This window comes from Streptomyces sp. NPDC088910 (assembly GCF_044749865.1).
Taxonomy (GTDB): Bacteria; Actinomycetota; Actinomycetes; order Streptomycetales; family Streptomycetaceae; genus Actinacidiphila.
The window spans coordinates 316,854-332,580 of record NZ_JBIVIV010000007.1 but is presented as its reverse complement, the minus strand read 5'-3'; the positions used below and the strand labels follow the sequence as shown (position 1 = coordinate 332,580).

The following is a 15,727-nucleotide window of genomic DNA, read 5'->3' as shown; positions in this document are numbered from 1 at the left end:
TCTCCACGATGCACCCGACCACTGACAATCGGTCACAGCGCGCGATCCGCGCAGGTCAGAGCGATTGTCAGTGGGGGGTTCTACCTTCGGGGGCATGGAGACGGAAGCACGGTGGACAGCGGATCAGGTCCTGGCGCTCGCGCCTGACGCCGCATCACGCAAGGCGGGCGCGCGGCTCGCCACACCCGCGCCGTGGTCCGGTGCGGGGACGGCCGGCGGCGCGGTGTGGGGGCTGTGCGCGGGCAGCGGCAGCAAGCCGTACCAGACGGTCGTGGATGTGAACGGGCCCGCGTACCGGTGCAGTTGCCCGAGCCGGAAATTCCCGTGCAAGCACGCGCTCGGACTGCTGCTGCTGTGGTCCGAGGGCGGGGCGGGGCCGGTCGGCGCGGGAGACGTGCCGGAGTGGGCCGAGCAGTGGATCGACGCCCGGCGGAAGAAGGCCGAGACGGTGGCCGAGACGGCCGCGGTCCGGGCGGAGTCGGGCCCCGCGGACCCGACGGCGGCGCGGCGGCGGGCCGAGCGGCGCGCGGTCCGCGTCGAGGGCGGGGCCGCCGAGCTGGAGCAGCGGCTCACCGACCTGCTGCGCGGCGGGCTCGCGGGCGCGGACCGCGCGGGCTATCAGCAGTGGGACGAGATCGCGGCCCGCATGGTCGACGCGCAGGCGCCGGGACTGGCCACGCGGGTGCGGGAGTTGGGGACGGTGGTCGCGGCGGGCGGCGACTGGCCGTCGCGGATGCTGGAGGAGACGGCGCTGCTGCATCTGCTGGCGCGCGGCTTCCTCGGCCGCCAGGGGCTGCCGGGGCCGCTGGCCGACACGGTCAGGTCGCGGGTCGGATTCACCGTCGACACGGCGGAGTTGCTGGCCGGGCCGACCATCCGCGGCCACTGGCAGGTCCTCGCGCAGTACGACAGCGCGGACGAGCGGCTGACGACTCGGCGGATCTGGCTGTACGACCGGGAGCCCGGCCGTTTCGCGCTGCTCCTGTCCTTCGGGGCGGTCGGCCGCGCGCCCGAACTGGCCCTGCCGGTGGGCGCGGTGCTCGACGCGGAGCTGGCCTACCACCCGGCGGCGCTGCCGTTGCGGGCCGCGCTCGGCGCCCGGCACGGCACGGTCGGCGCGGGAGGCGGCCCCTCCGGTGGCGGTACGGGGGGCGGTACGGGCGGCGGCCCCTCCGGCGGCAGTACGGGCGGCGCACCGGTCGGGACCGGGATCGACGCGGCGCTCGCGTCCTACGGCAGCGCGCTCGCGGACGATCCCTGGCTCGACGCGTGGCCCGTCGTCCTGTCGGGAGTCGTCCCCATACCGGGGCCGAACCGCTGGCAACTGGCGCACAGGGAAGGGCAGGACGCCGTCCCGCTCACCCCGGCCACCACCGGCCTGTGGCGCCTCGCCTCGGTCTCCGGCGGCCACCCGGTCACCGTCTTCGGTGAGTTGGGTCCGACGGGCCTGCGCGCGCTGGCGGTCTGGCCGGACGGCGGGGAGACGGTGCCGCTCTAACCGCGCCGGAAGCGCGGGGGGCCCAGAGCAGGGCCCGGCGTGGAACGCACGGTTTACGGGGGGACGGGTACGGGGGCGCGGGGCGGCCCGCCCGGGGGACGGTGCGCGACTGCGGAGGGGGCAGCCGCGCGCGGGAACCCGGCGGGCCGGACCCGGCCGGAGCAGCGGCATCAGGCATCAGCGGGATCAGCGGCATCAGCGCAGGGGAAGCGGACGACGCGGAGGAGATCCGCGAGGCGACGTCGTGGAGTGCGAAGGGGGAATGTGATGAGCATCGGTTGGGACGATCTGGTCGGCAGCGCGCTGCTGGGCACCGAGCGGCGGCGGCCCGCGATCGTGGCGGGCGACGCGGACGAGGCGGCGGCGGGGCTGCTGGACGCGGCGGCGGCCGGGGTGGTGCGGCGGCGTGCCGGTGTACGGCCGGGGGTGGCGCGGGAGCGGCCGGGATTGGCGCCGCCCGACACACGACGGCCGCTGCCCGAGGCCGCCCGGCAGCGGCTGGACCGGCTGCTGACGGACCGCACCGGCGGCGGTTCCGGCAACCGGCGGGGGTCGGCGCCGAATCTGGCCGAGCTGCTGCCGCAGTGGCTCGCGGAGGCCAACCTCCTCGGGTACGGGGCGCCGCCCGCGCTGCTGCCCGCGCTGCTGGACGCCGCCAGGGCGCGGACGGACCTGCGGACGGACGCGGTGGCGCTGGCGGGACCGCGCGGGCTGTGGCTGGCCGGGCTGAATCCGGACTGGAAGTTCGTGCTGCGCTCGGGCCACCGGGGCCTGGCGGCGGCGCCCGAGGACCCGGACGCGGCCGAACGGCTGTGGGAGGAGGGCCTGTTCGCGGAGCGGGTCGCGCTGCTCACCCGGATCAGGCTGGCCGACCCGGCCCGCGCGCTGGCGCTGCTGGTGTCCACCTGGAGCGGCGAGCGGGCCGAGGACCGGCTGATGTTCCTGGACTCGCTGCGGGTGGGCCTGTCGGGGGCCGACGAGCCCTTCCTGGAACAGGCGTTGACCGACCGCAGCCGCAATGTCCGCTCGACGGCGGCCGAGTTGCTGGCCGCGCTGCCCGAGTCGGCGCTGGCCGGGCGGATGGCGGACCGGGCCAGGAGCTGTGTGTCGCTGGGCCCCGACGGCATCACGGTGGAGGCGCCGTACGAGTGCGACGCGGGGATGGAACGGGACGGGGTGGCGCCCAAGCCGCCGAGCGGGCGGGGTGAAAGGGCCTGGTGGCTGGGCCAGTTGGTGGACGCGGCGCCGCTGGCGACCTGGGGCGCGCGGTTCGGCGACCGCGACCCGGAGCAGATCATCGCGCTCCCGGTCCTGGACGACTGGCAGGCCGATCTGCACGCCGCCTGGTGCCGGGCGGCGGTACGGCAGCACGACACGGGCTGGGCGCGGGCCCTGCTCGGCCCTCCTCCGGCGCCGTCCTCGCCGGTGGCGGCGGTCGGCGACCCGGCGAAGCTGCTGTCGATCCTGCCGGAGGACGAACGGGCCACGTGGGTGGCGGAGTTCATCGCCACGCACGGGCTGTCCGAGGCGTTCCAGATGCTGGGCGTGTGCGCGGTGCCGTGGTCGGAGCCGCTGGGCCGGGCCGTGGTGGACGCCCTGGACATCGCGCGGGACGCGGGCAGTTACCCGTGGAGCTTCAGCGGCGTGATGGGTCTGGCGGAGCGCTGTCTCGATCCGGCGGCGGCCGACCAGGTCGGAGTGCTCAGCGCGGCGGCCGAGGAGCCGCCGGACGGTTCGCCGGGCGCGGGCGCGTACTGGTCGGAGGCGTTCCAGCGGCTGACGGGCACGCTGCGGCTGCGCGCGGTGATGCTGGCCGAGCTGCGCGGCGAGGCCACCGCCCCCGGGGCGCCGGGGGACGGGGGTGAGTGATCATGCGGACGGTACGGCGGGCGGCCCGCACCGCGGCCCGGGCGCTCCGGGGCCTGGCGCGGCTCGGCGGGCCCGGCGGGCTCGGGCGGACGGGGCGGCGGCGGTCAGGCGCCGGTGGCCTGGTGGACGTTGGCGCGCACCCAGTCCACGGCGGCCGTGGTCGGGGTGCCGGGGGTGAAGATCGCGGCGACGCCGAGTTCCTTGAGGGGCGCGATGTCGGCCTCGGGGATGATGCCGCCGCCGAAGACCTTGATGTCCAGGGCGTCGCGCTCCTTGAGCAGTTCGAGGACCTTCGCGAAGAGCGTCATATGGGCGCCGGACAGGATCGACAGGCCGATCGCGTCGGCGTCCTCCTGGATGGCGGTGTCGACGACCTGCTCGGGCGTCTGGTGCAGGCCGGTGTAGATGACCTCCATACCGGCGTCCCGCAGGGCGCGGGCGATGACCTTGGCCCCGCGATCGTGGCCGTCGAGACCCGGCTTGGCCACCACCACGCGGATCGGACCGGACACTCCCATCACTGCCTCCATGCGTACGGCTCGCGGGCCGGGAATTCGGGGCTGCGGTCGCGGAGAGCGTCCCACAGTGTGAACGAACGTTATCGCCCCGCTCCGCCGCCCGACAGTTTCGCGGGACCCAGGGAGGGGGAAATCACACAGTGGGACACATTCACCACGGGTGGGACCCCGGGAAACGGCTCGTCACGGTGTGGGACACGCCGGAGCCGTCGCTCACCGGTCCGGCCCGCTGTGGAGGAGCCGCTGCCAGGATGCCGTGTTCCCGCGCTCGCAGCCGCAGAGCACGGGGACACGGCCTCCGCTCCGGCCCTCGACAGGGCACGCCGGGCCACCGGGCCACACGGAGCGTGCCGTGACGGGAGGTGGGCCATGACCGTCGGACCAGCCGATTCGCCGGACGCCACGACACCGGCCGGCACCCCGGCCGCCACCGGCCCTCCACGGGCCGCGGAGGACCCGCAGGCGGACCGTCCGTCCGCCGGGGCGGCGACGGCCCCGCTGGCCCGGCTGCTGCACGGCGCGGCGCTGGTCAAGGCCACCGCGTTCGACCTGGCGATCCTGGCGGGCCACCTGCTGCTCTACCCCACGGGGATACTCCCCGCGCGGACGGCCGCCCCCTCACCGAAGACGCCCGCGATAGGCCGGGCGCCCGGCGGGGCGCTGCGGCTGCCGACCGAGGGCAGGGCCCACCCGCCCGTGGTGATGCTGCACGGCTTCGTGGACAACCGGTCGGTCTTCACCCTGCTGCGCCGCTCCCTGCTGCACCACGGCTGGACACGGGTCGACGCGCTGAACTACTCACCGTTGACCTGTGACATACGCGGAGCGGCCGAGCTGCTGGGGCGGCACGTCGAGCGGATCTGCGCGGAGTCCGGGCACAGCCGGGTCGACCTGGTGGGACACAGCCTGGGCGGGCTGATCGCGCGGTACTACGTGCAGCGGCTGGGCGGTGACGCGCGGGTGCGGACGCTGGTCACGCTGGGGACGCCGCACACCGGGACCAGGGTGGTGCCGCTGCTGACGCCGCTGCCGATCGTGCGGCAGATGCGGCCCGGGTCGGCGCTGCTGGAGGAGCTGTCGCAGCCCGCGCGGGGGTGCGGGACGCGCTTTGTGTCGTTCTGGAGCGACCTCGACCAGTTGATGGTCCCGGTGGCCGCGGCGCGCCTCGAACACCCGGATCTTTCGGCGGAGAACATCCGGGTGAGCGGGATCGGCCACCTGGCACTGCCCGTGCACCGGGGTGTGGCCGCCGAGATACGGCGAGCGCTGAGCGGGAAGGAGCTGTGGAGGGGCGCGATCGACGCCGCATAACGGACACGTAACGGTCGAATATCAACCGAACACCGGGCAAGGCGGACGCCAGGTCACCGCAGAAGATTGTCGGCTCCCCGTACGGGGAGCTACAGTCACCGCTAATTCTCCTGCTGCCTAGGCGAAAGAGAAGCTGGCGGTGAACGAACGTCCTGCGTCGGGGTACGCCCCCGACTACGACGCCTACGGGTACGACGCTTATTCCACGGGCGCCTACCAGACCGTCGGCACCACCTTCGCTGACGCCGATCCGCTGTACGGCCACGCGCCCGACGCGACCGGTAGTTACGCGTATGCCCCGCAGCCCCCGCAGTACACACACGGGTACGGCTACGACACCGGTTACGGCTACGACCAGGGGCAGCCGCAGGCCCAGACCCAGGTCCAGCAGCCCCACGTACCGGCGCAGTCCCAGCCCGCCGACGCGTACGACACCGGCACGTACACCTCGTACGACACGGGCACGTACGACACGGGCGTCTACGACACCGGCATGTACGCGGCCGGGACCGGGACGTACGAGACCGGGACGTACGACACCGGCGGCTACGCGGCGTACGACCCGTACGCGACGCAGGCCGCGGGGACGTACTACGACACGGGGACGTACGACAGCACGGCGTTCTACCAGCAGCCGTATCAGGAGCCGCAGGCTCCGGCCCAACAGCCGCAGCAGGACTGGGACTCGGGCGCGTATCCGACGTACGGCTACGGGTACGGCTACGACGCCAGCGGCGACACCGGTGTGTACGAGCAGATGGCGCCGGTCCACGAGGAGCCGCAGCCGCACCCGGGGGTCGAGGAGCCGGTGGCGGAACCCGCCGCGACGACGGCCGAGTTCGAGGCGGTCGACGCGGTCGAGCCCGTGACGGCGACGGCGACGGCGACGGCCGAGGCGGCCCGCGACGACGAGCCCGCCGTGGAGCACGCCTACGCGGACGCGTTCCCGGCGGACGGCGAGCCGGTGGCGCGCAGCCGACGACGAAAGCCCGCCCGGCGGTCGGCGCTGCTGACCGTGGCGGTCCCCTCCGTCGCGGTGATGGGCGTGGCGGCCGTGGGCGCGGCGGCGGTCTCCGGGGTCGGCGTCGCCGAATCCTCGAAGACGCAGGCCGACGGCGGGAGCGCGGCGACGGACGCGAACGCGCCGACGACGCAGTTCGACCGGCAGCTCGCCGGGGTGAGCGCCGACGCGAACGACTTCGCGGACCGCGCGAGCCGGACGCAGGAGCGGATCGACCTCAAGGACCGCGAGGCGGCGGCGAAGAAGGCCAAGGCGGACGCGGCGGCCCGCAAGGAGGCGCTGCGGCCGAAGTTCCTGCTGCCGGTGACGGAGAAGGGCCTCAGCGCGTACTTCGGCCAGGCCGGCGTCAACTGGATGGCGCTGCACACCGGCATCGACTTCCCCGTGTCGGTGGGGACGCCGGTCATGGCGGTCACGGACGGCACCGTCCGCACGCAGTGGAACAGCTCCTACGGCAACATGGCGATCGTCACGGCGGCCGACGGCACGGAGACGTGGTACTGCCACCTCAGCAGTACGAAGATTCGCAGCGGGTCGGTCAAGGCGGGCACCGTCATCGCCTACTCCGGCAACACCGGCAACACCACCGGTCCGCACCTGCACCTCGAGGTGCGGCCCCACGGGGGATCTCCGATTGATCCGCTGCCCTGGCTTCTGGCCCACGGGCTCGACCCCCGCTGACGCCCTGCGGGCGGGCCTACTCGCGACGTCCACCCTGCGCATGACGGTGCGCCCCGTCAGGGGCGCGGCCCCTGTGCGTTCACCCTGCGGGTGGGCTGTGCCCCGTCTGGGGCGCTGGGGGCACCCCCGGCCGGAGGTGGGGGGAGGAACTGCGCGGCCGCCGCGCTCCCGCAGGTCACCACCCGCCCCGGCGGGGCAGTCCGGTTGTCCCCGGACCACCCGCCGGTGGGGGCTTGTCGCGCAGTTCCCCGCGCCCCTAAAGACCAGGCCCTGCGCAAGGGCGGCCGGGCTGGCGCAGGGGGAAGGCTCGCGCGGGAGGGGCTAGAGCTTTTCTACGGGGGCGTAGCGGAGAAGAAGCTGTTTGGGGCGTTCGTCGCCGAAATCGATGGTGGCCTTTTCGTCGCCCGGCTGGCCGGTGACGGAGATGACGGTGCCCAGGCCGAACTGGTCGTGGGTGACGCGGTCGCCGACCTTGAGGGAGATGACGGGGCGGTCACCGGAGGAGCGGCGGGTGGCGAAGCCGCCGGCGGCGCCGGACCGGCCGCGGGCGGTGACGGAGGAGGCCGCGGAGGCGGACTTGGTCATGGGCCCCGAGGACCCCCCGGCGGAGCCGAGCCGCTTCCATTCGATCAGCGTCGGCGGAATCTCCTCCAGGAAGCGCGACGGCGGGTTGTAGGAGGGCTGGCCCCAGGCGCTGCGCATCGTCGAGCGGGTCAGGTAGAGCCGTTCGCGGGCGCGGGTGATGCCGACGTAGGCGAGCCGCCGCTCCTCCTCCAGCTCCTTGACCTGGCCGAGCGCCCGCATGTGCGGGAAGACGCCGTCCTCCATGCCGGTGAGGAACACCACGGGGAATTCCAGGCCCTTGGCGGTGTGCAGGGTCATGAGGGTGATGACGCCGCCGGAGTCGTCCTCGTCGGGGATCTGGTCGGAGTCGGCGACCAGCGCGACCCGTTCCAGGAAGTCGGCGAGGGTGCCCGGCTCGTCCGCGTCCCGCTCCTGCTCGAACTCCAGGGCCACGGCGGCCAGTTCCTGGAGGTTCTCCACGCGGGTCTCGTCCTGCGGGTCGGTGGACGCCTGCAACTCGGCCAGATAGCCCGTGCGTTCCAGCACGGCCTCCAGGACGACCGCGGGGCCCGCGCCGGACTCCACGATGGTGCGCAGCTCCTCCAGGAGGGTGTTGAAGCGCTTGACGGCGTTCGCCGAGCGGGCCGCCATCCCGTACGCCTCGTCCACCCGCCGCAGCGCCTGCGGGAAGGTGATCCGCTCGCGCGCGGCCAGCGCGTCGATCATCGCCTCGGCGCGGTCGCCGATGCCGCGCTTGGGCACGTTGAGGATGCGGCGCAGCGGCACGGTGTCCTCGGGGTTGGACAGCACCCGCAGATACGCCAGGACGTCGCGGACCTCGCGCCGCTCGTAGAAGCGGACGCCGCCGACGACCTTGTAGGGCAGGCCGACGCGGATGAAGACTTCCTCGAAGACACGGGACTGCGCGTTGGTGCGGTAGAAGACGGCGACGTCGCTGGGGCGGGCGTCGCCCGCGTCCGTGAGCCGGTCGATCTCCTCGGCGATGAACTGCGCTTCCTCGTGCTCCTGGTCGGCGACGTAGCCGACGATGACCGGGCCGTCGCCGGACTCGGTCCACAGGTTCTTCGCCCGCCGCCCCGCGTTGCGCTCGATGACGGCGTTGGCGGCCGTGAGGATCGTCTGCGTGGAGCGGTAGTTCTGCTCCAGCAGGATCGTGCGGGCCTGCGGGTAGTCCTCCTCGAACTGGAGGATGTTGCGGATCGTCGCACCGCGGAAGGCGTAGATCGACTGGTCGGCGTCACCGACCACGCACAGCTCGGCCGCGTCCTCGTCCTGGTCGGTGCCGACCAGCTCGCGGACCAGCGTGTACTGGGCGATGTTGGTGTCCTGGTACTCGTCGACCAGGACGTGCCGGAAGCGCCGCCGGTAGTGCTCGGCGACGTCGGGGAACGCCTGGAGCAGATTGACGGTGGTCATGATGATGTCGTCGAAGTCCAGCGCGTTGGCGTCCCGCAGCCGCGACTGGTACATCGCGTACGCCTCGGCGAGCTTCTTCTCGAAGGGGTTCTCCGCGGTGGCCGCGAAGGTCTCCTCGTCGATCAGCTCGTTCTTCAGATTCGAGATCTTCGCGCTGAACGACTTCGGCGGGTACTGCTTGGGGTCCAGGTCGAGGTCCCGGCAGACCAGCGCCATCAGCCGCTTGGAGTCGGCGGCGTCGTAGATCGAGAACGACGAGGTGAAACCGAGCGACTTGGACTCGCGGCGCAGGATGCGCACGCACGCGCTGTGGAAGGTGGAGACCCACATCACATTGGCGCGCGGGCCGACCAGCTCCTCGACGCGCTCCTTCATCTCGCCCGCGGCCTTGTTGGTGAAGGTGATGGCGAGGATGGAGCCGGGGTGCACGTGCCGGGCGCCGAGCAGATAGGCGATCCGGTGGGTGAGCACCCGGGTCTTGCCGGAGCCCGCGCCCGCGACGATGAGCAGCGGGCCGCCCGCGTGCTCGACGGCGGCGCGCTGCTGCTCGTTGAGCCCTTCCAGGAGCTGCGCGGGGTCGGTGGCGGGCCGCGGGGCGCCGTCACGGTAATACGCGTCCCGCCCGGTGGCCTGCGGCGGCGGTCCGTCGAACCGGCCGCCGAACAGGTCGTCCGGTACGTGCTCGCCGCCGGGGCCCCCGTCCTCCGGGGGCGGCGGAGCGGTGGGGTCGGCGGGCTCGGGGGCCACATGCAGACCGTTCAGGAAGTTGTCGTCAAAGAGGCTGCTCATCGCTCCCCGAGTCTAGAGCCCGGCACCGACAGCCCACGGCCCTTCCCCGCACAGCCCCCGGCCGACACCCCCGGCCCCCGTACGACGGCCCCCCGGCCGACACCCGACGGACCCTTCGCCCGGAACCCCGGCCGACACTCCCGGCCCCCGCCCAACGGCCGCCTCCGGGGCAACCACGTACCTTTACCCCGTAGTCCCGTTACCACGCACCGTGACAATGGGAAATGATTACGAAAAGGTATCGGGCCTATCGGACACCGCTCTTCCCAGCAGCCCGGAGCGTTGGCTACGGTCTCGCTCCAGCAGCGTCCGGATGGGCGTCCGAAAGGAGTCCGCGCGCCATGGCGACACACCGTAAGGCTCGCGCCGCGATCCTCAGCACCCCCGGCCCGCGTGCGGCCGTGGGGATCACGACGGCCGCGCTGGCCACCGTGACCCTCTTCGCGGAGAGCGCCAGCGCCGAGCCGGCCAAGCCGAAGCAGCCGAGCATCGCCGAGGTGAAGGCGAAGGTCGACGGGCTGACGCACCAGGCCGAGGTCGCCACGGAGAAGTACAACGGCATCAAGGAGTCGACCGACGCGCAGAACGCGAAGGTCAACCGGCTCCTGGAGCAGGCGGCGAAGAAGACGCAGGCGCTGAACGACTCGCGCCGGGTCCTCGGGCAGTACGCCGCCGCGCAGTACCGCACCGGGGGCGACGACTCGACCGGCCGCTACCTGCTGGCCACCGACCCGCAGTCGATGCTCGACCAGGTGCACCTGTCGGACGTGCTCGGCAAGCGGCAGCAGAAGGCCGTCGAGTCGTACCGGGTGCAGCAGGCCGCGGCCACGCAGCAGCGCATCGAGGCGGCCAAGAGCCTGGCGACGCTCACCACCCAGCAGGGCGAACTGCGCACCGCCAAGCGGGATGTGCAGGCCAAACTGGGCGAGGCGCAGAAGCTGCTCAACAGCCTCAACGCGCAGGAGAAGGCGCGGCTCGCGGCGCTGCGGGCCAAGCAGGAGGAAGAGGCGCGCGTCAAGGCCGCCGCCATCGCGGCCAAGGAGAAGGCGGCGGCCGAGGCCGCGGCGAAGGCGGCGAAGGCCGCGAAGGACTCCTCGACGCCGACCGTGCCGAGCACGGGTTCCTCGAAGGCCGACGACGCCATCGCCTTCGCGCGCAAGCAGCTCGGCAAGCCGTACGTGTGGGGCGCGACCGGGCCGACGTCGTACGACTGCTCGGGGCTCACCCAGGCGGCGTGGAAGGCGGCCGGGGTCGATCTGCCGCGCACGACCTGGGACCAGGTGAACGTCGGCACGCGGGTGTCGGAGTCGGATCTCCGGCCGGGTGACCTGATCTTCTTCTACAGCGACATCAGCCACGTCGGCCTCTACATCGGCGGCGGCCAGATGATCCACGCGCCGCACACCGGCACCGTGGTCAAGATCGCCCCGATTACCGAAATGCCGTTCTACGGGGCGGTCCGTCCCGCATAGTCCACCCGGCATAGTCCGACTTGTCCGGACGCCGCCGCGCTCACAAACGGTAAGATCACAAAGCGATTTCGGTCACATTGCAATCCAAACTTCCCAAGGCTCGCACAAGTTGACTACGGTAGCCCGCTAGGTGGTGAGCTTCCCCGTCGGCTGAAGAGCCGACAGCGAATCACCTCCGCTCAATCCGGCCCAGGCCGGAGCCGGGGACCCAACAGCACGTGGGGTGAATCGGAACGGACGCCGCAGCAGGCGTCGGGACCGTAGGGCGACCTTCAGCCCGAACCCGTCAGCTAACCCGGTCGGCGGTATTCGGAAGGAGTCGCCTCCCTTGGCGTCGCACCGCAAGCCGCGCAATCGCATACTGTCCACGGCCGGTCCACGGGCCGCCGTCGGGATCACCACAGCGGCCCTCGCGTCGGTCACCCTGCTCAGCGAGAGCGCCAGTGCGGCGCCCGCGAAGCCCTCGATCACCGAGGTCAAGGCGCAGATCGACCAGCTCAACCAGGACGCCGAGGTAGCGACGCAGCACTTCGACGCCGCCAAGGAGAAGACCGACAACCAGCGGGCCAAGGCCAATCAGCTCCTGGAGCAGGTCGCGCAGAAGACCGCGAAGATGAACGAGACGCGGCGGGTGCTCGGGCAGTACGCCACCGCGCAGTACCGCGACGGCGGCCTCGACCAGACGACGCAGTTGCTGCTGACGGACGACCCCCAGAAGTTCTTCGACCAGTCGCACATGATGGACCGCATCTCCACCACGCAGGAACAGGCGCTGGAGACCTTCAAGGTCCAGCAGGAGCAGGCGTCCATCCAGCGCGCGCAGGCCACCAAGAGCCTCAACGAGCTGACCAGCGCGCAGAACAAGCTCGCGGCGGCGAAGAAGAACGTCCAGACGAAGCTGGCCGCCGCGCAGAAGCTGCTCAACAGCCTCAACGCGCAGGAGCGCGCCAAGCTCGCCGCGATGCGGCCCACCGCCCCGACCAACACCGCGGGCTCCTCGAATTCCTCGAACTCCTCGAACTCCACGGCGAGCAACGTCAGTTACACCTACAACGGCCCGGCGTCCGGCCGCGCCGCCGCCGCCATCCAGTTCGCGATGTCGCAGCGCGGCAAGCCGTACGGCTCCGGCCGCACCGGCCCCGACGCGTACGACTGCTCCGGGCTCACCCAGGCCGCCTACCGCGCCGCCGGCATCTCCATCGGCCGCACTACGTGGGACCAGGTCAAGGACGGCACGGCGGTCTCGCAGTCCGACCTGCGCCCCGGCGACCTGGTGTTCTTCTACTCCAGCATCAGCCACGTCGGCATGTACATCGGCAACGGCCAGATCGTGCACGCCCCGCACAGCGGCGCGGTCGTCGAGGTCGCCCCGATGAGCTGGATGCCCTTCGCTGCGGCCCGCCGTATCGCCTGAACCCGCGTCCGCGGAGCCTCAGGACCGCCGGGCTCACAGCCCCGCATAGCACCCCGTGCCCGGTCGGACCTCCCGACCGGGCACTTTGGTCAGCAGGCGCGCGCATATGACCGGGTCACCCGTCGAACGGCGGTCGTTTACGGTCACGGGCCGGTCGAATCGGAGCAGTCCCGGTCTCCTTCCCCTGGCGCACCCCCGGTCAGGTTTAGCGTCGCTCCCCAGGTGACCGATCCCCACAGCCGTCAGGACCGTGGCGGCGCGGTCACCCCCGCCGAAGGTCCGGCGGCGCTCTGCTCCCCCGTGCAGGCGTCGCCGGGCCTCCGCGCGGGCCCGTCGGAGCACTGGAAGGAATGACGGCCGCATGGCCTCCCACAGTCCCGCCTCACACCGCAGAGCCTCGGCGGCGCGTACGTCCGCCCGCACGTCGGCGCTCACCGCGACCCGCGCCGCCCTCACCGTGGCGCTCGCGTCCGCCGCCTCCGTGAGCCTGCTCGGCGAATCCGCCCTCGCGGACCCGCGGCCGCAGGCACCGGCCTCGCTCAGCGAGGTGAAGGACCAGGTCGACACGCTCTACCGGCAGGCGGAGGCCGCCACCGAGCAGTACAACGGCGCGAAGGAGCAGGCCGATCAGGCCCGCGCCGCGGTCGCCGATCTGCAGAACGAACTGGCCCGCAAGACCGCGCGGCTGAACGCCACCCGCGACACGATCGGCGCCCTCGCGGCGGCGCAGTACCGCACCGGCTCGCTCGACCCCAGCGTGCAGCTCGCGCTCAGCTCCTCGCCCGACACGTATCTGGACCGGGCCGGGATGCTCAACCGCCTCGACTCGCGGACGGCGACCGCGCTCGCGCAGCTCACCGAGGAGCAGCGGGACGTCACCCGTACCCATGACGCGGCCGACGCGAAACTCGACGCGCTCAAGGAGGCGCAGTCCAAGCTGGCCGCGCGCAAGGCGACCGTGCAGGGCAAGCTGCGGGCGGCGCGCGCGCTGCTCGACCGGCTGACGGCCGCCCAGCGCGCGGCCGTCGAGGCCGCCGACACCCCGTCGTCGGGACCGGCCGCCGCGACCCGCGCCAGCGCCCGTACGCCGCTGCCCGGCGACACGACGCCCGTCGCCGCGCCGTCCTCGCGCGCCGCCCAGGCCGTCGCCTTCGCCTACCGCGCGCTCGGCCTGCCGTACGTCTGGGGCTCCACCGGGCCCAACTCGTACGACTGTTCCGGCCTCACCCAGGCCGCCTGGAGGGCCGCGGGGGTCTCGCTCCCGCGCACCACGTACACCCAGATCAACGCGGGCACCCGGGTCTCCGAGTCCCAGCTCCAACCCGGTGACCTGGTCTTCTTCTACTCCGGCATCAGCCACGTGGGCCTCTACATCGGCAACGGCCAGATGATCCACGCCCCGCACCCGGGCGCCCCGGTCCGTATCGCCCCGATCTCCGAGATGCCCTTCGCGGGAGCCACCCGCCCCACCTGACCGAGGCCGCCCGCCCGCTGAGCCCGGCCGTCGGCCCGTCCGCCCCGCCCACCGGTCCGCACGTCAGATGTTGATACGAAATCCGGACAAGCTCTTCTCCTGACGAACCGCCCGACTCCGGGCAGACTTGCCCCATGACGTCTACGCCGCTGAGCAAGGGTGCGAATGTGCCGGTCGCCGTGCCCGCCGTACGGGCCGAACTGGCCTGGGGAGCGGGCGGCGGGCCCGACGCCGACGCGTCGGCGCTGCTGCTGGCGGGCGGCGGGAAGGTGCGGGACGACGCCGACTTCGTCTTCTACAACCAGCCAGGACACGCGTCGGGGGCCGTACGGCACGCGGGGAAGCGGCAGGCGGCCGTGGTCACCGACACCATCGAGGTGGACCTGGCGCGCGTCGAGCCGGGGATCGAGCGGATCATGCTGTGCGCGTCCGCCGACGGCGGCACCTTCGGCGCGATGACCGGCCTCGGGCTGCGGCTGCTGGACGCGGCGTCCGGCGCCGAACTGGCGTACTTCCCGGTCACCGCGACATCCGAGACGGCGCTCGTCGCGGGTGAGCTGTACCGGCGCGGGGACGGCTGGAAATTCCGCGCGATCGGCCAGGGGTACGCCTCGGGCCTCGCGGGGCTCGCCACCGATTTCGGCATCAGCGTGGACGCGGAGGAGGAGGAAGCGGCGCCCGTTCCCGTGACGGCGCCCGCCGCCGCGCCGCCGATGCCCGCCGCGCCCCCGCCGCCCGCGTCCCCGTACGCGGCGCCCTCGCCGTACGGCTCTGCGCCCGCCCAGCCCGCTTCCCCGTACGGCTCTGCGCCCGCCCAGCCCGCTTCCCCGTACGGCTCTGCGTACGGCGCGCAGCCCGCGTCCGGATACGCGTCGGCGCCTGCCCCCGGCTCCGGCGCGCCCTCGCTCGTCAAGGGCGAGGAGCACCTGCCGGTCGACATGCGCAAGCGGCTGTCGCTGCGCAAGGAGCAGGTCGCGGTGAGCCTGCGCAAGCACGGCGCCGACAACGTCCGGGCGCGGGTGATCATCGTGCTGGACGCGTCGGGGTCGATGTCCCACCTATACTCGCGGCGCGTGGTGCACGACGTGGTGGAGCGGATGGCGGCCGTGGCCGCCGCGCTCGTACCGGACGGCGTCATGCAGGCGTGGACCTTCGCCAGCAACCCGGCGCGGCTGCCCGACCTCGACCTCGGCTCGCTGCCGCAGTGGCTGGAACTGCACGTCCGGGTCGGCGCGATCGGCATCTTCAAGCGCCGCAAGCCGTCTCCGAACGGCCAGGTGGACATGAAGCTGGTCGGCTTCGGCAACGAGGAGCAGAAGGTCATCGCGCAGGTACGGGACTACGTGCGCGGCGAGCCGTCCGCCGCCCCGACCCTCGTGCTCTTCTTCTCCGACGGCGGTGTCTACCGCAACGCGGAGATCGAGCACGAGCTGCGCGGGGCCGTCGAGGAGCCGCTGTTCTGGCAGTTCGTCGGACTCGGCCAGTCCAACTACGGCGTCCTGGAGCGCTTCGACACCATGACCGGCCGCCGCGTGGACAACGTCGGCTTCTTCGCCGTCGACGACATCGCCAGCCTCTCCGACGCCGAACTGTACGACCGCCTGCTCACCGAGTTCCCGACCTGGCTGAAGGCCGCGACGGCCGCGGGCATTCTGCGCTGAGCGCGCGCCCGCGGGCAT

At 72.8% G+C, this 15,727-nt stretch carries 11 protein-coding genes and 1 riboswitch; of the genes, 9 read left to right on the top strand and 2 right to left on the bottom strand.

The window, feature by feature from the left end:
- Positions 1–94 precede the first annotated feature (94 nt).
- Both ACIP4Z_RS18860 and ACIP4Z_RS18855 read left to right on the top strand, forming a co-directional pair.
- The gene (locus ACIP4Z_RS18860; RefSeq protein WP_401309345.1) at positions 95–1,498 is read left to right on the top strand and encodes an SWIM zinc finger family protein; all 1,404 of its coding nucleotides are present in this window, start codon (positions 95–97) and stop codon (positions 1,496–1,498) included.
- A gap of 267 nt (positions 1,499–1,765) precedes the next feature.
- Positions 1,766–3,367, top strand: coding sequence for a DUF5691 domain-containing protein (locus ACIP4Z_RS18855; protein WP_391050470.1), 1,602 nt, complete (start codon positions 1,766–1,768; stop codon positions 3,365–3,367).
- A gap of 104 nt (positions 3,368–3,471) precedes the next feature.
- On the opposite strand, the gene ACIP4Z_RS18850 is transcribed toward ACIP4Z_RS18855, so the two are convergent.
- A complete protein-coding gene (locus tag ACIP4Z_RS18850) occupies positions 3,472–3,885 on the bottom strand; it encodes a cobalamin B12-binding domain-containing protein (RefSeq protein WP_355336833.1) in 414 nt (137 codons plus the stop codon).
- Between the two features lie 369 nt (positions 3,886–4,254).
- Here ACIP4Z_RS18850 and ACIP4Z_RS18845 point away from each other — a divergent pair, with 369 nt between their 5' ends.
- Together ACIP4Z_RS18845 and ACIP4Z_RS18840 are read left to right on the top strand one after the other, a co-directional pair.
- Complete coding sequence (locus ACIP4Z_RS18845) at positions 4,255–5,196, top strand: alpha/beta fold hydrolase (protein WP_391163374.1); 942 nt, start codon at positions 4,255–4,257, stop codon at positions 5,194–5,196.
- 139 nt (positions 5,197–5,335) lie between these two features.
- Entirely contained in the window at positions 5,336–6,898 is a 1,563-nt protein-coding gene (locus ACIP4Z_RS18840) for a M23 family metallopeptidase (RefSeq protein ID WP_401309342.1), read from the top strand.
- A 321-nt stretch (positions 6,899–7,219) separates the two neighbouring features.
- Here ACIP4Z_RS18840 and pcrA read toward each other — a convergent pair whose 3' ends face one another.
- A complete protein-coding gene (gene pcrA / locus ACIP4Z_RS18835; protein ID WP_391123490.1) occupies positions 7,220–9,688 on the bottom strand; it encodes a DNA helicase PcrA in 2,469 nt (822 codons plus the stop codon).
- Positions 9,689–10,029: 341 nt separating this feature from the next.
- Here pcrA and ACIP4Z_RS18830 point away from each other — a divergent pair, with 341 nt between their 5' ends.
- The 5 genes from ACIP4Z_RS18830 (at position 10,030) to ACIP4Z_RS18810 (ending at position 15,709) form a co-directional block, all read left to right on the top strand.
- Entirely contained in the window at positions 10,030–11,160 is a 1,131-nt protein-coding gene (locus ACIP4Z_RS18830) for an NlpC/P60 family protein (protein ID WP_355336829.1), read from the top strand.
- A gap of 166 nt (positions 11,161–11,326) precedes the next feature.
- Positions 11,327–11,481, top strand: a riboswitch (cyclic di-AMP (ydaO/yuaA leader).
- Positions 11,482–11,488: 7 nt separating this feature from the next.
- Positions 11,489–12,574 carry an NlpC/P60 family protein gene (locus tag ACIP4Z_RS18825; protein ID WP_401309338.1) on the top strand — a complete coding sequence of 362 codons (1,086 nt, stop codon included), beginning with the start codon at positions 11,489–11,491 and terminating at the stop codon, positions 12,572–12,574.
- A gap of 222 nt (positions 12,575–12,796) precedes the next feature.
- Positions 12,797–12,928, top strand: coding sequence for a hypothetical protein (locus ACIP4Z_RS18820; RefSeq protein WP_355336827.1), 132 nt, complete (start codon positions 12,797–12,799; stop codon positions 12,926–12,928).
- Between the two features lie 7 nt (positions 12,929–12,935).
- Positions 12,936–14,048, top strand: a complete 1,113-nt coding sequence (locus tag ACIP4Z_RS18815; RefSeq protein WP_401309335.1) for an NlpC/P60 family protein — start codon at positions 12,936–12,938, stop codon at positions 14,046–14,048.
- Between the two features lie 134 nt (positions 14,049–14,182).
- On the top strand, positions 14,183–15,709 hold the full coding sequence (locus ACIP4Z_RS18810; protein WP_401309332.1) for a VWA domain-containing protein: 1,527 nt from the start codon (positions 14,183–14,185) through the stop codon (positions 15,707–15,709).
- The last annotated feature ends 18 nt before the right edge of the window (positions 15,710–15,727 follow it).

Bases quoted from the DNA above. Each gene is read 5' to 3' on its own strand.
- pcrA (WP_391123490.1), bottom strand. From the start codon at position 9,688: ATGAGCAGCCTCTTTGACGACAACTTCCTGAACGGTCTGCATGTGGCC.
- ACIP4Z_RS18860 (WP_401309345.1), top strand. From the start codon at position 95: ATGGAGACGGAAGCACGGTGGACAGCGGATCAGGTCCTGGCGCTCGCG.
- ACIP4Z_RS18855 (WP_391050470.1), top strand. From the start codon at position 1,766: ATGAGCATCGGTTGGGACGATCTGGTCGGCAGCGCGCTGCTGGGCACC.
- ACIP4Z_RS18815 (WP_401309335.1), top strand. From the start codon at position 12,936: ATGGCCTCCCACAGTCCCGCCTCACACCGCAGAGCCTCGGCGGCGCGT.
- ACIP4Z_RS18810 (WP_401309332.1), top strand. From the start codon at position 14,183: ATGACGTCTACGCCGCTGAGCAAGGGTGCGAATGTGCCGGTCGCCGTG.
- ACIP4Z_RS18830 (WP_355336829.1), top strand. From the start codon at position 10,030: ATGGCGACACACCGTAAGGCTCGCGCCGCGATCCTCAGCACCCCCGGC.
- ACIP4Z_RS18845 (WP_391163374.1), top strand. From the start codon at position 4,255: ATGACCGTCGGACCAGCCGATTCGCCGGACGCCACGACACCGGCCGGC.
- ACIP4Z_RS18850 (WP_355336833.1), bottom strand. From the start codon at position 3,885: ATGGGAGTGTCCGGTCCGATCCGCGTGGTGGTGGCCAAGCCGGGTCTC.